Origin of the sequence: Rhizobium sp. MHM7A, assembly GCF_005862215.1 — a bacterium.
GTDB classification, from domain to species: domain Bacteria; phylum Pseudomonadota; class Alphaproteobacteria; order Rhizobiales; family Rhizobiaceae; genus Rhizobium; species Rhizobium bangladeshense.
Genome location: NZ_VCHT01000002.1, coordinates 477,698 through 495,055, shown reverse-complemented (window position 1 = coordinate 495,055; position 17,358 = coordinate 477,698). Strand labels below are relative to the sequence as shown.

Genomic DNA, 17,358 nt, shown 5'->3' with positions numbered 1-17,358 from the left:
TCCGCATTAACTTGCCTGTTTGACGCGCATGTACCATTCGACAAGGCGCCGAACCTGCCGTTCCGTGTAACCTCGCGCGGCCATGCGCGAGACGAATTCGCTATGCTTCTTTTCTGTTTCCGAATCCTTCTTCGACCCGAAGGAAATGACCGGCAAGAGATCTTCGACCTGCGAGAACATACGTTTCTCGATGACTTCCCGGATTTTCTCGTAGCTCGTCCATGACGGATTTTTTCCGCCGTTGGCTGCCCGCGATCTCAGCGAGAACTTGACGATTTCGTTTCGGAAATCCTTCGGATTGGCGATTCCCGCCGGCTTTTCGATCTTCGTCAGCTCCTGGTTGAGGAGCTCGCGGTCGAGAAGCTGGCCAGTATCGGGATCCTTGAAGTCCACATCTTCGATCCAGGCATCGGCATAATCAACATAGCGGTCGAACAAATTCTGTCCGTAGTCCGCATAGGATTCAAGATAGGCCTTCTGAATCTCGTTGCCAATGAACTCTGCGTAGCGTGGCGCCAGATCGGCCTTGATGAATTCCAGATACCGCTTCTCGACATCATCGGGAAACTGCTCGCGACGGATCGCCTGTTCCAGCACATACATCAGATGGACAGGATCGGCACCGATATCCGTTGTATCGTGATTGAAGGTGGACGCGAGGACCTTGAAGGCGAAGCGGGTCGATATTCCGTCCATGCCTTCGTCGATGCCGGCAGCATCCCGGTATTCCTGGACGCTGCGGGCGCGCGGATCGCTTTCCTTCAGGCTCTCACCATCATAGGTGCGCATCTTCGAGAAGAACGTCGAGTTCTCGTGTTTGCGAAGCCGCGAAAGGACGGAGAAACGCGCCAGCATTTCGAGCGTTGCCGGAGCGCAGGGTGCGTCCGCCAGCTCCGATCCCTCAATCAGCTTTTCGTAGATCTTCTGTTCCTCCGTCACCCTCAGGCAATAGGGCACTTTGATTACGCAGATACGGTCGATGAACGCCTCATTGTTCTTGTTGGCCTTGAAAGTCTGCCACTCCGCCTCATTCGAATGAGCAAGGACGATACCGGAGAAAGGTATGGCGCCGATATTCTCGGAGCCGATATAATTGCCCTCCTGCGTTGCCGTCAGCAGCGGATGCAGCATCTTGATCGGGGCCTTGAACATTTCGACGAATTCGAGGATGCCCTGATTAGCGCGGTTCAGCCCACCCGAATAGCTGTAGGCGTCGGGATCGTTCTGGGAGTAGGTTTCCAGCTTGCGGATATCGACCTTGCCGACCAGCGAGGAGATGTCCTGATTGTTCTCATCTCCAGGCTCGGTCTTTGCAATTGCGATCTGGCGCAATCGCGAAGGTTGTATCCTGACGACGCGGAATCGCGAGATATCGCCTCCAAAATCGTCGAGCCGCTTTAGGCACCACGGGCTCATCAATCCGTGCAGACGCCGCAGCGGGATGCCGTACTGCTCCTGCAGGAGCGAGCCCATCGTCTCCGGATCGAAGAGGTTGAGCGGGCTTTCGAATACGGGACTGATTTCTTCACCCGCCTTCAGCACGTAGATCGGATGAACCTCCATCAACTGCTTCAGCCGCTCCGCGAGCGAGGACTTGCCGCCGCCGACCGGACCGAGCAGATAAAGAATCTGCTTGCGCTCCTCGAGCCCCTGTGCCGCATGCCGAAAGAAGGAAACGATGCGTTCGATTGTCTCTTCCATGCCGTGAAAGCCGGCAAAGGCGGGATAAACCCGGATGGTCCTGTTCATGAAGATCCTGCCGAGGCGCGCGTCCCTGGCGGTATCCACCATCTGCGGTTCGCCTATTGCAGCGAGCAAACGCTCGGTCGCGTTGGCATAGGCGATCGGCTCGGTTTTGCAGAGATCGAGATATTCCGAAACCGACATGTCGCTTTCGCGGCGTGCTTCATAACTGCGGGTAAACGCATCGAATACGGATTCACTCAGCATGGGACCTCCATTAAGGTTATGCCGCAGGCTCTAAGCCGTATAACCATCGAGATGGCCACGGCGTTCCTAAGAATCAATAGTTTCGTAGGTATATTCGACGCCGACCGGCGGTTTGTAGCAATGCACAAAATTGTGCATGCACCGGTAATTTTTTTACTCCACGAAACTGTTTCTCATTGTAGTTGAGAAAAGGGTCATTGCGATATCAGCACATTTAGCGACGTGACATGAATGTCAAAAAGGTGTGCAATGGCGCCCGTGATTCGAGCTGTGGAAAATCGGCCTTGGCCGCCAGTGAGAGCAAGCCGGCTCTCAGAGCGGAGCAGCCAGCGCGCTCCCACAGGATGGAACGGGGCGAACGTCACCATCCGCCCGGTATAATTCGTTCATGCGCTTCTCGGGCTTTTAGCCGTTGAACGCCTTCTCCAGCTCAGCCACATCAATCTTGACCATGCCGAGCATGACTTCGGTGACGCGCCTTGCCCGCTCGCGATCTTCATCGGCGATCATCTCGGAGAGAGCGCGTGGCACGATCTGCCAGGAAAGACCCCAGCGATCCTTCAGCCAGCCGCAGGCCTCCGGCGTGCCACCATTGGCGAGGAAGGCATCCCATATCCGGTCGATCTCCGCCTGGCTTTCCAGAAGGATGGCGATCGAAAAGGAATGGTTGAAGCTGTCGAGCGGACCGGCCTTCATCGCCAGAAACGCCTGGCCGCCAAGCGTGAACTCGATCAGCTCGACGCTGCCGGGAGGACCGCTGGGCGTTTCCGCCGGAAGTATGGTGGTGCGGCCAATGCTGGAATCCGGAATGATCGACACGTAGAATTCGACGGCTTCGCGCGCCTGCTCCGCGAACCAGAGATTTGAAATGACCTTCGCCATAGACAGCCTCCTTGTTGGCTAGGATCCCGGACTCCCATCCGATGCTTCAAGGACGTCTGGTCGGCGCCGGTTCCGACAGGCTGGAATCGGATTTTTTGCCGCTCACCCGCACAAGACAGCAGCCGCACCCACGGCGGCCTGCCGCCCGCATCCGTCTGCAATAGCGGTGATTCCAGAATGAAAGCAGAACATCTTTTCTGGTCTTTCCTTCCCGAATCACTACATTACGCGCCATGAGCAATAGTTTCGACGATATTCCCTTCTTCGACGAAGAACCGGGCGACGTGGCGCGCAAGCCGCAGCCGTTTGTCGCGGCTGCCGGAAGACCCGCCGCCGGCGGCGGTATTGCCGCCCGCGCCATGGCGGCACGCGACGGCGGTAAGCGGCCGGATTATCTCGCGGGCCTCAATCCCGAGCAGACGGAAGCAGTCGAAACACTTGAAGGCCCGGTCCTCGTGCTCGCCGGCGCCGGCACCGGCAAGACGCGCGTGCTGACGACACGGATCGCCCATATTCTCAATACCGGCCGCGCCTTCCCTTCACAGATCCTCGCCGTCACCTTTACCAACAAGGCCGCGCGCGAGATGAAGGAGCGCATCGCCCTGCTCGTCGGCGGCGCCGTCGAAGGCATGCCATGGCTCGGCACCTTCCATTCGATCGGCGTCAAACTGCTGCGCCGCCATGCCGAGCTGGTCGGCCTCAGCTCCGATTTCACCATCCTCGACACCGATGACGTCGTCCGTCTGATCAAGCAGCTGATCCAGGCCGAGGGCCTCGACGACAAGCGCTGGCCGGCCAAGCAGTTCGCCGGCATGATCGACACTTGGAAGAACAAGGGCCTCGGCCCCGCCGATATTCCCGAAGGCGACGCCCGCGCCTTCGCCAATGGCCGCGGCCGCGATCTCTATTTCGCCTATCAGGCGCGCTTGTCGACGCTCAACGCTTGCGATTTCGGCGACCTGCTGATGCATCCGATCGCGATCTTTCGCAAGAATCCGGACCTCCTGAGGGAATATCACGGCCGCTTCCGTTATATCCTTGTCGACGAATATCAGGATACAAACACCGCCCAATATATGTGGCTGAGGTTGCTGGCCCAGCGCAATAAGGGCGAGCCGCAGAATGTCTGCTGCGTGGGCGACGACGACCAGTCGATCTATGGTTGGCGCGGCGCTGAGGTCGACAATATTCTTCGCTTCGAGAAGGATTTTCCCGGCGCTAAGGTGATCAAGCTCGAGCGCAACTACCGCTCGACCGAACATATCCTGGGTGCCGCCGCCCACCTGATCGCCCATAATGAAGGTCGTTTGGGCAAGACATTGTTCACCGATCGCGCCGACCCGGACGACGTCAAGGTGCAGGTCCACGCCTCCTGGGACTCCGAGGAGGAAGCCCGCGCCATCGGCGAGGAGATCGAGCAGCTCCAGCGCAGCAAGCACCTGCTGAACGACATGGCGATCCTCGTGCGCGCCTCCTTCCAGATGCGCGAATTCGAAGATCGCTTCGTCACCCTTGGCCTCAACTATCGCGTCATCGGCGGCCCGCGCTTCTATGAACGCCTCGAGATCCGCGATACCATGGCCTATTTCCGGCTCGTCGCACAGCCGGCCGACGACCTCGCCTTTGAACGCATCATCAACACGCCGAAGCGCGGCCTCGGCGACACGACGGTGCGTGCGCTGCATGACTATGCTCGCGCTCGCGACATTCCGATGCTTGCGGCAGCGGCCGACATCATCGAGACGGACGAGCTGAAGCCGAAGGCGCGAAAGGCCCTCTTCGACGTGATTCAATCTTTCCGCCGATGGCAGGAACTGCTTGAAAACACTCCGCATACCGAACTTGCCGAGCAGATCCTCGAAGAGTCCGGCTATACCGACATGTGGAAGAACGATAAGAGCGCGGAAGCGCCCGGCCGCCTCGAAAACTTAAAGGAACTCATCCGCTCGATGGAGAGCTTCGAGTCGATGCGCGGCTTTCTCGAGCACGTCTCCCTTGTCATGGACGCCGAGACCAACGAGAACCTCGACGCTGTCTCGATCATGACGCTGCATTCTGCCAAAGGCCTGGAATTCGACACCGTCTTCCTGCCCGGCTGGGAAGAAGGCCTCTTTCCGCACCAGCGCTCGCTGGATGAGAGCGGCCGCGCCGGCCTGGAGGAGGAGCGCCGCCTCGCCTATGTCGGCATCACCCGCGCCAAACGCCGCTGCCACATCTGGTTCGTCTCCAACCGCCGCATCCACGGCCTCTGGCAATCGACCTTGCCTTCGCGTTTCCTGGACGAACTGCCGGAGACCCATGTGGAGGTCGCCGAAATGGAGCAGAGCTACGGTGGTTACGGCCGCGGCGGCTACGGCCAGTCTCGCTTCGACAAGGCCGAACCCTTCGCCAACTCCTATTCCACCCCCGGCTGGAAACGCGCCCAAGCCAACAGGACTGACGCCACCCGCGAGAATTGGGGCACCCGCTCCGGCCATGCCGTCGAACGTATCGGCTATGGCGAAAGCGGCCCAAAGGGGCGCACGATCGACGGCGAACTGGTGGCGAAATCGACTTCCTCCGAGCCCTCGCGCTTCACCCTCGGCGACCGGGTCTTCCATCTGAAATTCGGCAATGGCAACATCACCGGCATCGAAGGCAACAAGCTGACGATCGATTTCGACCGCGCCGGACAGAAGCGGGTGCTGGACGGATTCGTCGAGCGCGTGTGACCGCGCGGCGGTACGGCTTAGGAATCGTCAGCCGAACATCCGCATGCTGCTGAGCCCGAGAATGTCGTTCAGCAGCGCGATCCCCATTCCGGCGGCGACGATCGACAGCCCGATCAGGAACAGCTGACGAGCCCGGTCATATCTGGCGGCGAGCAGAGAGTCGCGCGCCAAAAGATCGGCGAACACCTTCACCTGAATGGCGATACCGACAGTCAGGAACACCATCGGCAGCAGATCGATACGACTCCAGTCGTTCGGGTTGGACACCCAGAGACTGATGAAATTGAGGGAAAAACCAAGAATGATCCCGGTCGCCGTCAGCGAGCCGTTGCGGAACGTCGCATCGATCTTTTCATCTGCTTGAGGCTCGGACATGGCTTCGGTTCCGGCTTGTGTCTCGAGCAAGAAAGGCAGAAATCGCGGCCGTGAGCAAGATCGAGCTAGCATCATCGCCGGAGAGGCGCCGCAACGGCTGAGCCGGTAACCGACGATAGCGGGCCACGAAAAGAGCCTCTGTCGGCGAGCCTCGACCCGCAAAACGCAAAAGCACCCTTCTCTTTCCCGCCGCTTGCGGAGGAAAGCCTCCGCTCTCTATCGCTATGATTGTATTAGCGAATACTTTTTTGACCGACGGCTACCGCTGGTGCCAGATTTAACACTTGCGCGCCCGCGCCGGGAAATCCACTAGTGATGTATTCGGTGCATTCGGCATTTGCATTGCAAGAACGCGAAGGGATTGGGCTTGATGAAAGCGCTGCTGCTCGTCGATATCCAGAACGGTTTCTGTCCGGGCGGCAATCTGCCGGTACCGGACGGCGACAAGGTGGTTCCCGTCGCAAACAGGCTGATCGACAGCGGCAGATATGATCTGATCGTCGCCTCCCAGGACTGGCATCCGCCCGGCCATGGCAGCTTCGCATCCGCCCATCCGGGGGCCGCCCCTTTCGAGATGGGAGAACTGTCCGGCAAGCCGCAAATGATGTGGCCCGACCACTGTGTCCAGGGTACGCTCGACGCCGAACTGCATCCGGAACTGAGGTCCGAAGAGATCGACCTGATCCAGCAGAAGGGCGAGGATCCCAGGATCGACAGCTATTCGGCATTCCGCGACAATGACCGGGATGCCTCCACCGGGCTTTCCGACTTCCTCGAAGACCAGGGGGTCACCGATCTCGATGTCTGCGGCCTCGCCACCGATTACTGCGTCAAGTTCTCCGCGCTGGATGCGCTGGAAATGATGCCGGGCATACGGGTGCGCTTCATCGAGGACGCCAGCCGCGGCATCACCCCCGAAGGCGTCGCCGCCGCCATCGACGAGATGCGGGCGCATGGCATCGCGATCATCGACAGCGCCAAGGCTCTGGCCGGCTAACCCACGCAAAAAATACCGCGGGAATGTCGGGTCTGCGTAAGCCCATCCGTCCTTGGCTCTGAACACACCAACCATGGGAGCAGAGAGATGAGAAAGCTTGTGACCGCAGCCTTTGTGAGCCTGGATGGCGTGATGCAGGCGCCCGGTGCGCCTGAGGAGGACCCGACTGGCGGCTTCACCCTTGGCGGCTGGACCGCCAACTACTGGGACGAGACGATGGGTCACTTCATGGACGGGATCTTCACCGATCCCTTCGCGCTGCTGCTTGGCCGCAAGACCTACGAGATCTTCGCCGCCCATTGGCCCTATGTCGGCGAAGACGATCCCATCGGCAAAGCCTTCAGCGCCGCGACCAAGTATGTCACGACCACCTCCAAAGAGCCGTTCACTTGGGAAAATACTATCGCGCTGCGCGGCGATGTAGCCGCCGAAATCGCCCGGTTGAAGCGGGAGGACGGCCCCGACCTCCTGACGCAGGGCAGCAGCGGCCTCCTCCAAACCCTGCTGGCGCATGACCTGATCGACGAACTCCGGCTCCTGACCTTCCCAGTGATCCTCGGCCCCGGCAAGCGTCTGTTCGGCCATGGCGCGAAGCCGGAAGCGCTGAAGCTCACCGCCAACTCGGTATCGACGACCGGTGTCATTATGAGCGTCTACGAGCGTGCCGGCGAGGTCAAACCCGGCAGCTTCGCGATGGCCGAGCCCTCGCATGCCGAACTCGCACGCCGGGAGCGGATAAAGCGCGAGGGCTGATAAGCGCGGGCGTATGAAAGAGCGGAGGCCGGGCAGGCTGCTGTCCGGCCTTTTACTTCAAAATATAGGCGTCGTAGGTCTCATCGCTTCCGGCAGCCGGACCGAAGCGTTTGACGAGCTCTGTCGCGCTTTGGAATGCCGAAATATCCTCAGGCGTCAGAGAAAGCCGCCAAACATAGCTTTCACGCAAAGAGACCGGAGCGGTGATCTGATCGAGCCGCTGCGAAAGAAGAATGACGACGGGCACCTTCTCGCTCTGCTGCAATCCGCGTGCCGATTGGAGGATGTCGGCAAGGCTGAGCGAAAGCCGTGCGCTGCGGGTATATCGTACGATGGCGCCGAACCGCTCCTCCCGTAAAAGATAAGTTCGATTGGAAACGTAGTAAGGCAGGGCTTCGACGAGATAATCGGGATCCGCCATGATGATCGCATCCTTGAGATCGGGGCGCGATTGAATGAACGCACCGAAATCCTTGCTGCGGCTGAAGGGTATTTCGGCCACGAAGGTGCGATTGACTTTTTCGACAGCGGACACAACCTGCAGCGCCAGCAATATCATGAAGCACAGGCGGCCGACCTTTACGATGCGGCTGGCAGCCGTCGCGCCGGCGACGCCCGCCCCGTCGTGCTGAATGTCTGTGGTCAAGGCAGTCATCGCGATCATGAAAACCAGCCAGAGCGCCTGGTGTCTGTATCCGCCGGGATAGACCAGCGTAAACAATAGCGAGAGCCCCAACAGCACCAGCGCCGCTGCGATCATGGTCGGCCGCCGGTTCGCCAACCCCAACAGGCTGCCGTAGATCAGCACCGACATCAAAGCTGCGAAGATGCGGAAAGCCAACGGGTCGGCCACCATCAGCCCAAGGATGCCATCGGGATAGAACGACAGAAAATGCGAACTGGCCAGCGCAAGAGCACGAAGGGCGAGCAAAGCGAAATTCTCGCCGCTGAGGTCGTTCTGCCCTGTATCGTTGAAGGTCGGATAGACCGTGAGGAAACACAGAACAACTCCAACCGCGGCCGAGGCTCCGGCAATCGCAAAGTCTCGATAGGCTCGCGAAGAAGGCCTTGGCCGCGCCAGAACCAGATCAAAAAACCAATAAGTCAGGAAGCCGCCGACAAGGACCACCGAATGCACGTTGGTATTCGCCAGCAAGGCAAACAGCAGGCCGCTCAACAAGCCTTTGCGCGCTCCCTTCTGCCACGCCAGGACGATCAGGAAGATTATCAGCATGCTGATACCGTAATTTCGCGACATCGCGGCGTATTCGAAAACCGAAAAGCTGCCGAACAGCGACAGCAGCATGATGGAAAGAGGCAGCTTCAGCCTGAAAACCAGAAGGTAAGCCGCAGCCGCCGCAATCGTCAGCGCGACGACTTTCAGAACGACGGGTGAGCCGACCACGACATAGGCGGCGCGCAGCAGGATATACCAGATGGCGGGATGACCCTCGCCATGCATCTGGCGAAGCATGTCGGCGAAGTGGTCTCCCTGAAGGGCCAGCGACAATGCGCGAACTTCGTCACGCCAGACGGTTTCGGACCAGCAAAGCGCAGAGGCCAGTGCAAGCCAGACCAGGAAGGTCAACGCCTTGCCGAGCTGCCCGAAACGAGATTCATCAACAACAGAGACAATCGAGGCCAAATGACACGCTACCCGGTGAATGAAAGCGTGACGACCATATCGGCCGGGACATAATTTGGTGTTAAATGAAGGCTCTGATTTGATCTCCAGGCGCTAAGTTTTCTCCTCCCGCTCGAGAAGATGGATGTCCTCGTTCACGTCTTCCATTCTCTTCAACAAGGCGGCTTGCGCATCTCGCAGGCCGCGATTGTAGATGTAAGGCCCGATCTCCTCGGTGAAGAAGTCGAGCAGGAATTCGGCCGGCAAGGCGCCGATGGGGTCGAGTTCCCGGTCGAAATAGGCGCGGATGCGCGAAACGATTTCAGCCTTTTCTTCCTTCGAAAATTCGATCTTCTTCATGAGGGCCTCTCCGCCGGATGCGATCGGGCCTTTGATGCTTCAGAGAAATCGATTGGTCAATCAACGAAATTCAATTGCCGTGTCAGCTCTTAGCCCATAAGTGAAACCTGAATTTCCAATAGGACACCCACATGAATCGCGCCGACTTTGTTGAAGGTTTGCGGGGCGGCTCCGCCGTTGCGCTGGCATCGGCGCCCTTTGGCGCTTTGTTCGGGGCGCTCGCGGTCGAGAACGGCATGTCGCTTTCCGAAGTCGCCTTCATGAGCGCCACCGTCTATGCCGGCGCCAGCCAGATGGTTGGCATCGAACTCTTCGGCCACAATGTCCATGCTTGGCTGATCGTGTTGTCAATCCTCGCCGTCAACTTCCGCCACGTCCTCTATTCCGCCGCGCTGGCACGCTACATCGGCCATTTCACGCCAGTGCAGAAGTTCTTCACCTTCTTCCTGCTCGTTGATCCGCAATTTGCCGAAGCGGTCAAGCGCGGCGAAGCCGGCAGACCGCTGACCTTCGCCTGGTACCTCGGCTTCGGCATTATCATCTACATCCCCTGGGTGCTGATCAGCGTTGTTGGCGGCATGCTCGGCAGCTTCATCGGCGATCCCAAGGCAATCGGCCTCGATATCCTGCTGCCAGCTTATTTCCTCGGGATCGTCCTCGGCTTTCGAAAGCGTGACAATTTCCTTCCCGTGGCGCTCGTCAGCGCGGTGGCATCAGTGCTCGCTTACCACTATGTCGGCTCGCCCTGGCACGTCAGCCTCGGCGCCGCCGCCGGCATCGTCCTGGCTGCTCTGCTGCCGCTGCCGCGCCAGATGCCGGATCTCGAAGCCGACGCTCTTCAACCCGAAGTGCACGAGGTCTGAGCCATGGAATTCGATCTTCACATGGCGTTGGTCATCCTCGCGGCGGCGGTCGCCACATTCGCGACCCGCATCGGCGGCTATATTCTCATTACCAGGATGAAGAGCATCCCGCCGCGCATGGAGGCGGCCCTAAACGCCGTGCCGGCCGCCGTGCTGACGACCCTGGTCGCGCCTGCCTTCTTCATCGGTGGCTGGGAGACGAAGCTGGCGCTGATCGTCGCCCTCTTCGTCTGCCTGCGCATTTCCCATACATGGATGCTGGTCGCCGCATGGGCTGTCGTGATGGCTTGGCGGCATACGATCGGCGCCTAGTCCTATGCTGTGCCTAAGAAGATAAGCGGCGTTATAACCCGAAGGTCGCGTTCCGCCCTCTTCCCTAATATTCCAGCGGCAGCGTCGCGTTGTCGAGCCATGCTCGAACGTCGTGATCGTGGATGAGCGGCATCAGCGCCTCACGCGTGCGGCGGTGATAGTCATTGAACCAGTGAAGTTCGTCATGGGTCAGAAGCTCGGGAATGACGAGGCTGCGGTCGATCGGGCAGAAGGTCAGCGTCTCAAAGCCGAGCATCGGCATGTCTCCGCCTTCAATTTCCTCGGCGCCGCGCACGTAGATCAGGTTCTCGATACGGATGCCGAAGCTGCCTGGGCGGTAATAACCGGGCTCGTTCGAAAGGATCATGCCGGGTAGCAATTCCTGCGTCGAAAGCCGGGATATGCGCTGCGGGCCCTCATGCACGGAGAGATAGGAGCCGACTCCATGACCTGTGCCGTGGGCAAAGTCGGCCCCTGCCCGCCACAGCGCGATGCGCGCCAGCGGATCGAGGTCGCAGCCGCGCGTACCCTTCGGGAAACGCGCAGTGCTGATCTGGATCATTCCCTTGAGCACCATCGTGAAGAAACGGCGATGCTCCTCGGATACCGTGCCGATCCCGACCGTGCGGGTAATATCGGTCGTGCCGTTGATATATTGCGCACCGGAATCGATCAGGAAGAGTTCGCCCGCATCGATCATCCGGTTGGTCTCGGTCGTGACGCGATAATGCATGATCGCCGCATGTTCGCCGGCGCCCGAGATCGTATCGAAAGAAATATCCTTCAGCGGGTTCTGCATGCTTTGGCCGACACGGGCGCGCACCGTTTCCAGATGTTCGGCGGCGGCGATCTCGCTTACCGTGCCCGGCTTCTCCTGCGACAGCCAATAGAGGAACTCCACCATCGCCGCCCCGTCCTGCAGATGTGCAGCGGCCGAGCCGTTGATCTCGACGTCATTTTTCACCGCGCGCGGCAGCTTGGCGGGGTCAGCGCCCTCCACCACTTCGCCGCCCGCCTTGCGGATGATCTCCGCCAGCGCATGAGAGGCGACATCAGCATCGATCAGCACGCGGCCGCCATTCCTGGAAACGGCGGAGAGCCTCTCTTCCAGCGCCGAAGGCGGCAGTTGTGTGCAGATCTGCCCGAGATAGGCCTCCGGCTCGATGCTTGTCTTGCGCTTGTCGAGGAAGAGTTCGGCCCGCTCGTCGGCATGGATGATGGCGCGCGCCAACGGGTGCGGGGTGTGCGGCACGTCGGCACCGCGGATATTGAAGATCCAGGCCACCGACGAGGGATCGGCAATCAGCACCGCAGCGAGATTTTTCTTCGAAAGACCGGCGGCTATCGTGGCAATCTTATCGCTCGCCAGCACGCCCGCTTGGGCGACATTCTGGATGGTGACGGCGCCGAGCGGTTCGGCCGGTCGATCGCTCCACAACCTGTCGAGCGGATTGTACGGCAGGAAGACCAACATCCCGCCGATCTCTGCCAGTGCCCTTTCCAGACGCCGTACCTCCGCGCCCGAGTGCAGCCAGGGATCGATGCCGAGCCTCAACCCCTTGGTGCCGTTTGCGGCAAGCCAGACGTGCGGCGGCTCGTTGACCAGATCGCCGCCCGAGAACACCGAGCCGTCGACTTGTTCGGCCAGTTGGGTCACATAACGCCCGTCGACGAAGACGATCGCCTGCGTCCGCAGGATCAGCGCGATGCCCGCCGAACCGGTGAAGCCCGTCAGCCATGCCAGCCGCTCCGAGCAGGCCGGAACATATTCGCCGTTGAACTCGTCGGCGCGCGGCACGAGGAAGGCGTCGATGCCGAGCGTATCGAAAGTGGCGCGCAACGCGGAAACCCGTTCCTTACCGAACTGCGGCGTGGAGGTAACCTCGAAAGACTGGAACATGCTGGAAATCCGAATGGTTGAAACGAATCCGGTTAATGGGATGCCGGCCATGTTAGCGAATTTTCAATCGATGGGGAGAAAAAGCGACGAAACGAGTCGAAGCCAATGCCGACCCTTTTTATTTTGACGGAACTGTGACGCTAAAAGTTAATTTGGCACGCTTTATGCATTAGTCGCATGGCTCCCATGAGAAAAACCCTCTGCCTCCGCATTTCAGAATAGCTATATAGACGCCATCGAACGGTTCGGATGAACCAGCAAACAAAGGAAATTTTTGTAATGACCGCCTCTCTCTCGCGCTTCGCATACAGCAGCCCGGTGCAGGCTGGCGAACGCCAGACCGTGCGTCACGTGATCGGCGCCCGCCGACCGCAGAACGAGGACACCCTCAAGCTGCTCGGTGCCGGCCAGCGGGTCACGCGCCACCAGGGCGCCCCCAGCTACGCGTTCTGAGCTTGAAAGCCCGTCCATCTCCTCCCTCCCGGACAGGCCTTATTGGAATGCAGTAGAGCCCGCTCGAGCGCTCCTCCTCCTTCGAGCTCGCGGGCATTGACCGGAAAACCGGTCCAAGGCGGTGCCATCGGCACCGCCTTTTTTTGTTATGGGCGAGTTTTAATATCTTCGGAGCAGTGCAAGAACGATTTGGCTTTGGTGAGATGCAACATCCCTTGACGAGCACAGGGATGAGGGAGAGACGCCGCGCCTCAGACAAACCCGCTGCAGACCCAGCCCAAAAACTTACGGCCGGTCGAAATGGATGGTCACCCAGCCGTTCCGCCAGATCGTCCTGACATGACGAAGTCTGGCGCCGCTATAGGCGGCAATCACCTTCCACCGCTGCACCGCTAGAATGCCCGAAAGGATCACCGATCCGCCGGGCGCAAGATGCGTGGCGAGCTTTGGCGCCATTCGGATCAGTGGCCGGGCGAGAATATTGGCGATGATCAGATCGAAGGGACCATGCGCCGAGAAGGCCGTTGAATGAAAACCCGGCGCGGTCCTCGTGACAATACCCGACGCGATGCCGTTGCGTCGCACGTTCTCGGCCGCGACCCGCGTCGCCACCGGATCGATATCGGTCGCAAGCACCGGTATGTTCTTAAGCTTGCGCACGGCGATCGCCAGAACGCCGCTGCCGGTGCCGAGGTCGAGTGCGTTGGAGACCGGGCGCGAACGCACCACGGCATCGATCACCTCAAGGCAGCCGGCCGTTGTGCCGTGATGGCCGGTGCCGAAGGCCTGGCCGGCATCGATCTCGATGGCGATGTCACCAGGACGGACCTTATCGCGGTCATGCGATCCATGCACCAGGAAGCGCCCTGCCCTGACGGGCTTCAGCCCTTCCAGCGATTTCGCCACCCAATCGACGTTGGGGATGACTTCTCGCGACAGCTGAGCATGGGGAAAAGCGTCCTTCAGCGCCGCTTCGATGCGAGAGCGCACATCCGTCTCATCCTCGGCCATCATGTAGACCGAGGCCTCCCAGATATCCTTCTTCTCATCGATTTCGGTGGTGCCAATGGCAAAGTCTTCTTCGCCGAAGACTTCGGTCAGGAGGTCGAGGATCGCTTCTGCCTGGCTTTCGGTCGTCGATACGTAAAGGCGGATTTCACTCACGATAGGCGATCTTTCCGGTTTCCGTTGCCCGCCGCCGGTCGAGCCAACGCCCTATCACGCTGGAGCCGTCATCCCTTGTTGACGAGATTCTCCAGCTTCTTTACCGCCGTGTCCGGATTTTCGCCATAGGCGATCGTTCCGGAAAACCGCCCGGCCGAATCAAGCAGGAAAACCGAAGCCGTATGGTCCATCGTATAGTCGCCATTCGGGTCCTTCTCATCGACCGGCACCTTCTTGGCATAAACGCGGAAACCTTTGATGACTTCGGCAATCTTGTCCGGCGGGCCCGAAATGCCGGTAATGCGTTTGGAAACGTTGGAGACATATTGGTCCACGATCTCCGGCGTATCGCGCTCCGGATCGACGGTAATGAAATAGGCCTGCAATTTGTCACCCTTGGGATCGACCTTCTCCATCCAGCCGTTCAGCTCGAACAGCGTCGTCGGGCAAACTTCCGGGCAATGGGTAAAGCCGAAGAACAGGGCCGTCGGCTTGCCGCGCAGCGCCTCCTCGGTGATCGGCTGGCCGCTCTGGGAAACGAGCGTGAAGGGCACGCCAAAGGGTGGTTCCGCCACGACGTCCCGCGACTTCATCGAATAGCTAACCACGCCGAGAACCCCGGCAAGTATCAGAACACCAACCCAGACGGCGATGCGAAATGTCTTCATTGACGTGATCCTCGATCCGAGACGGCCATGTCCCCGCCGGCGTGATTATAGTCTCGGCCGGCCGCGCGCAATTCAAGAGTGCGTTTTCTGACCCGTGATTAATTGTCTCACGGGCAGAATCTGTCCAAGGCGGAAAAACCGTCAAACCGGAAGTGGCGCCGATCAAACGCAGCGTGTTTTGAACCCTTTACCTTCAAGACAAACAGATCGTCCCAAGAGAACATCGTTAGGAAAGGCTTAAATCGTCATCTCTATATTTAGCAGTGCGTGCGGCCTGATCGAGCCGTTCTGACATGAAGTCTGCCGAGTGGCGAAAACCCGGGACGTCCGCATGAGGGTAGGAAAAACATAAACCCGAGCGGTTTGTGGAGGGGTCTTTTCATGGCGAATTCATCAGTGCGCAAGAGCCTATCGGTCAGCCAGAGGCTCTGGACGCTCGGTGGCGCGGCCTTCGTCGGTTTCGGCACGATGCTCGGCGTCGGCTGGTACGAGAACATGCGGGTCGACGCGGCCCTGCACCGCGCCACCGAGATCCAGGCAAGCGTCAATCATCTCGGCGATATGCGGCTTGCGAATCTGACAATGGTCTTGGCTGCCATGGACATTATTGTCGACAAGGATAGCAAGGTCGTCGAGCCTGCGCGCATCAAACTGATCGGCGATTCGCTGACTGCTCTTTCCAGTGGCTCAAGGGAAATGCGCCTTCTTGCCGGGGAAATGCACGACGAGGCGCTGTTGAAGAGTTATGACGCTGATGTCGCCGCAATCGGCAAGGCAATACAGGTCGATCTGATCGCGCTGGTCCAACAGGGAGCACCCGATGCGGAATTCGACAAGATTGACGACACGATCGACGGCGCCGGCGAGGAGCTAACTGCAACGCTCGACAAGCTCGCCGCTGACGGCACCGTCTTCGCCAAGCAGCATGTCGAGCTCGCCAACGCCGTATCGCGGGAGGCCCTCATCCTGCAGATCGGCCTCGGCGTCTTGGCTATCCTCACTATGGGCATCCTGCAATATGTCCACGGCGGTTCGATCCGGCGCGGTATCGGCGCCGTGCGCCAAAGCATGCAGCACATCATGAACGGCGATCTAGCCAGCGACGTTCCGGAAAAGAACCGCGGCGACGAAATCGGCGAAATGGCGCGCGCCGCCGACAGCTTCCGACTCGCCGCCATTGAAAAGCGCGACCTTGAAGCCCAGACCCAGACGGACAGGCAACGCAGCGATGCCGAGCAACGTGCCCGCGAAGCCGCCAAGCTAGCCGAAGCCGAAGCCCTGAACGCCGCTGTCACCGCTCTCGGCGCCGGCCTCACCCGCTTGTCGGGCGGGGACGTGACCGTAACGATCGAACAGCCTTTCCGCGACGAGCTGGAGCGCTTGCGCCTCGACTTCAACCAGACGACCGCAACGCTGCGCAAAGCGATGAGCGACATCGCCATCAATAGTAGCTCGATCGAGGCGAACAGCCGCCAGATGCGCGCCGCCGCCGACGATCTCGCCAAGCGGACCGAGCAACAGGCCGCCTCGCTGGAAGAAACGTCGGCCGCCCTCGACCAGATCACCGCCACCGTCCGCAACGCCACCAGCCGCGCCGAGGAAGTGGGCCACATGGTCTCGCATACTCGCGAGAATACAGCAAAATCGGACATCGTCGTCGGTAATGCGATGGCCGCGATGGAGCGAATCGAGGGTGCCTCCCGCGAGATCGGCAAGATCATCAACGTCATCGACGAGATTGCGTTCCAGACGAACCTCTTGGCGCTTAATGCCGGTGTCGAGGCAGCGCGCGCCGGCGAGGCTGGCAAGGGTTTCGCTGTTGTCGCCCAGGAAGTGCGCGAACTCGCCGGCCGTGCCGCGGGTGCTGCCAAGGATATCAAGGCCTTGATCGGCAAATCCGGCGAGGAAGTGAAGGTCGGCGGCGAACTGGTGACGGCCGCAGGTGAAGCGCTTCGCCAGATCGGCGAGGATGTTCTGCGCATCGACGAACATGTTAAGTCAATCGTAACCTCTGCGCGCGAACAATCGGTCGGACTGAACGAAATCAACACTTCAATCAGCCAGATGGATCAGGTCACGCAGAAGAACGCGGCCATGGTGGAAGAGACGAATGCCACAAGTCATACGCTCGCCATCGACGCGGAAAACCTGACGCAGCTGGTCAAGCAGTTCAAAACCGGCGAGGGCATGACCGCCCGGCAACCGCCGCGAGAGGCAACCGCCGCCTCGCATTCACGACCATCTCCCGCGCGCAACCTGATCGGCAAAGTCGCGGGCGCATTCAACGGCGGTTCCGCCGCCAAGGCTATCGCTCCCCCCGCCGGGGACAACTGGGAAGAATTCTGA

Annotated in this window: 15 protein-coding genes; 7 read left to right on the top strand and 8 right to left on the bottom strand. The window is 59.9% G+C overall.

Annotated elements, in window-relative coordinates:
* Window positions 1-6: 6 nt before the first annotated feature.
* Together FFR93_RS10585 and FFR93_RS10580 are read right to left on the bottom strand one after the other, a co-directional pair.
* On the bottom strand, window positions 7-1,950 hold the full coding sequence (locus tag FFR93_RS10585; RefSeq protein ID WP_138393179.1) for a PrkA family serine protein kinase: 1,944 nt from the start codon (window positions 1,948-1,950) through the stop codon (window positions 7-9).
* 405 nt (window positions 1,951-2,355) lie between these two features.
* Complete coding sequence (locus FFR93_RS10580) at window positions 2,356-2,832, bottom strand: VOC family protein (RefSeq protein ID WP_138393178.1); 477 nt, start codon at window positions 2,830-2,832, stop codon at window positions 2,356-2,358.
* A 233-nt stretch (window positions 2,833-3,065) separates the two neighbouring features.
* On the opposite strand from FFR93_RS10580, the gene FFR93_RS10575 reads away from it, so the two are divergent.
* The gene (locus tag FFR93_RS10575; RefSeq protein WP_138393177.1) at window positions 3,066-5,543 is read left to right on the top strand and encodes a UvrD-helicase domain-containing protein; all 2,478 of its coding nucleotides are present in this window, start codon (window positions 3,066-3,068) and stop codon (window positions 5,541-5,543) included.
* 27 nt (window positions 5,544-5,570) lie between these two features.
* Here the strand turns inward: FFR93_RS10575 and FFR93_RS10570 are convergent, their stop codons facing one another.
* On the bottom strand, window positions 5,571-5,918 hold the full coding sequence (locus FFR93_RS10570) for a hypothetical protein (protein WP_064705569.1): 348 nt from the start codon (window positions 5,916-5,918) through the stop codon (window positions 5,571-5,573).
* A gap of 370 nt (window positions 5,919-6,288) precedes the next feature.
* Between FFR93_RS10570 and pncA the strand changes: the two genes are divergently transcribed.
* Window positions 6,289-6,915 (top strand): bifunctional nicotinamidase/pyrazinamidase, encoded by a 627-nt coding sequence (pncA, locus tag FFR93_RS10565; RefSeq protein ID WP_064706125.1) that lies wholly within the window; start codon window positions 6,289-6,291, stop codon window positions 6,913-6,915.
* Window positions 6,916-7,002: 87 nt separating this feature from the next.
* Window positions 7,003-7,668, top strand: a complete 666-nt coding sequence (locus FFR93_RS10560) for a dihydrofolate reductase family protein (RefSeq protein ID WP_064711562.1) — start codon at window positions 7,003-7,005, stop codon at window positions 7,666-7,668.
* A gap of 52 nt (window positions 7,669-7,720) precedes the next feature.
* On the opposite strand, the gene FFR93_RS10555 is transcribed toward FFR93_RS10560, so the two are convergent.
* Window positions 7,721-9,313 carry a hypothetical protein gene (locus FFR93_RS10555; protein ID WP_138393176.1) on the bottom strand — a complete coding sequence of 531 codons (1,593 nt, stop codon included), beginning with the start codon at window positions 9,311-9,313 and terminating at the stop codon, window positions 7,721-7,723.
* Window positions 9,314-9,406: 93 nt separating this feature from the next.
* The gene (locus FFR93_RS10550) at window positions 9,407-9,652 is read right to left on the bottom strand and encodes a DUF2164 domain-containing protein (RefSeq protein ID WP_064711560.1); all 246 of its coding nucleotides are present in this window, start codon (window positions 9,650-9,652) and stop codon (window positions 9,407-9,409) included.
* 131 nt (window positions 9,653-9,783) lie between these two features.
* Here FFR93_RS10550 and FFR93_RS10545 point away from each other — a divergent pair, with 131 nt between their 5' ends.
* Together FFR93_RS10545 and FFR93_RS10540 are read left to right on the top strand one after the other, a co-directional pair.
* On the top strand, window positions 9,784-10,515 hold the full coding sequence (locus FFR93_RS10545) for an AzlC family ABC transporter permease (protein WP_138393175.1): 732 nt from the start codon (window positions 9,784-9,786) through the stop codon (window positions 10,513-10,515).
* A gap of 3 nt (window positions 10,516-10,518) precedes the next feature.
* Window positions 10,519-10,827 carry an AzlD family protein gene (locus tag FFR93_RS10540; RefSeq protein ID WP_138393174.1) on the top strand — a complete coding sequence of 103 codons (309 nt, stop codon included), beginning with the start codon at window positions 10,519-10,521 and terminating at the stop codon, window positions 10,825-10,827.
* 64 nt (window positions 10,828-10,891) lie between these two features.
* On the opposite strand, the gene FFR93_RS10535 is transcribed toward FFR93_RS10540, so the two are convergent.
* Window positions 10,892-12,727 (bottom strand): aminopeptidase P family protein, encoded by a 1,836-nt coding sequence (locus FFR93_RS10535; RefSeq protein WP_138393173.1) that lies wholly within the window; start codon window positions 12,725-12,727, stop codon window positions 10,892-10,894.
* 249 nt (window positions 12,728-12,976) lie between these two features.
* On the opposite strand from FFR93_RS10535, the gene FFR93_RS10530 reads away from it, so the two are divergent.
* A complete protein-coding gene (locus FFR93_RS10530; protein WP_138393172.1) occupies window positions 12,977-13,180 on the top strand; it encodes a hypothetical protein in 204 nt (67 codons plus the stop codon).
* 285 nt (window positions 13,181-13,465) lie between these two features.
* On the opposite strand, the gene FFR93_RS10525 is transcribed toward FFR93_RS10530, so the two are convergent.
* A complete protein-coding gene (locus FFR93_RS10525) occupies window positions 13,466-14,344 on the bottom strand; it encodes a 50S ribosomal protein L11 methyltransferase (RefSeq protein WP_138393171.1) in 879 nt (292 codons plus the stop codon).
* Window positions 14,345-14,412: 68 nt separating this feature from the next.
* Window positions 14,413-15,012, bottom strand: coding sequence for an SCO family protein (locus FFR93_RS10520; RefSeq protein ID WP_138393170.1), 600 nt, complete (start codon window positions 15,010-15,012; stop codon window positions 14,413-14,415).
* Window positions 15,013-15,393: 381 nt separating this feature from the next.
* On the opposite strand from FFR93_RS10520, the gene FFR93_RS10515 reads away from it, so the two are divergent.
* Window positions 15,394-17,358, top strand: coding sequence for a HAMP domain-containing methyl-accepting chemotaxis protein (locus FFR93_RS10515; RefSeq protein ID WP_138393169.1), 1,965 nt, complete (start codon window positions 15,394-15,396; stop codon window positions 17,356-17,358).

Coding starts and splice junctions, on each gene's coding strand:
- FFR93_RS10515 (WP_138393169.1), top strand. CDS start 15,394: ATGGCGAATTCATCAGTGCGCAAGAGCCTATCGGTCAGCCAGAGGCTC.
- pncA (WP_064706125.1), top strand. CDS start 6,289: ATGAAAGCGCTGCTGCTCGTCGATATCCAGAACGGTTTCTGTCCGGGC.
- FFR93_RS10570 (WP_064705569.1), bottom strand. CDS start 5,918: ATGTCCGAGCCTCAAGCAGATGAAAAGATCGATGCGACGTTCCGCAAC.
- FFR93_RS10535 (WP_138393173.1), bottom strand. CDS start 12,727: ATGTTCCAGTCTTTCGAGGTTACCTCCACGCCGCAGTTCGGTAAGGAA.
- FFR93_RS10545 (WP_138393175.1), top strand. CDS start 9,784: ATGAATCGCGCCGACTTTGTTGAAGGTTTGCGGGGCGGCTCCGCCGTT.
- FFR93_RS10550 (WP_064711560.1), bottom strand. CDS start 9,652: ATGAAGAAGATCGAATTTTCGAAGGAAGAAAAGGCTGAAATCGTTTCG.
- FFR93_RS10575 (WP_138393177.1), top strand. CDS start 3,066: ATGAGCAATAGTTTCGACGATATTCCCTTCTTCGACGAAGAACCGGGC.
- FFR93_RS10540 (WP_138393174.1), top strand. CDS start 10,519: ATGGAATTCGATCTTCACATGGCGTTGGTCATCCTCGCGGCGGCGGTC.
- FFR93_RS10585 (WP_138393179.1), bottom strand. CDS start 1,950: ATGCTGAGTGAATCCGTATTCGATGCGTTTACCCGCAGTTATGAAGCA.
- FFR93_RS10520 (WP_138393170.1), bottom strand. CDS start 15,012: ATGAAGACATTTCGCATCGCCGTCTGGGTTGGTGTTCTGATACTTGCC.
- FFR93_RS10530 (WP_138393172.1), top strand. CDS start 12,977: ATGAACCAGCAAACAAAGGAAATTTTTGTAATGACCGCCTCTCTCTCG.
- FFR93_RS10560 (WP_064711562.1), top strand. CDS start 7,003: ATGAGAAAGCTTGTGACCGCAGCCTTTGTGAGCCTGGATGGCGTGATG.
- FFR93_RS10580 (WP_138393178.1), bottom strand. CDS start 2,832: ATGGCGAAGGTCATTTCAAATCTCTGGTTCGCGGAGCAGGCGCGCGAA.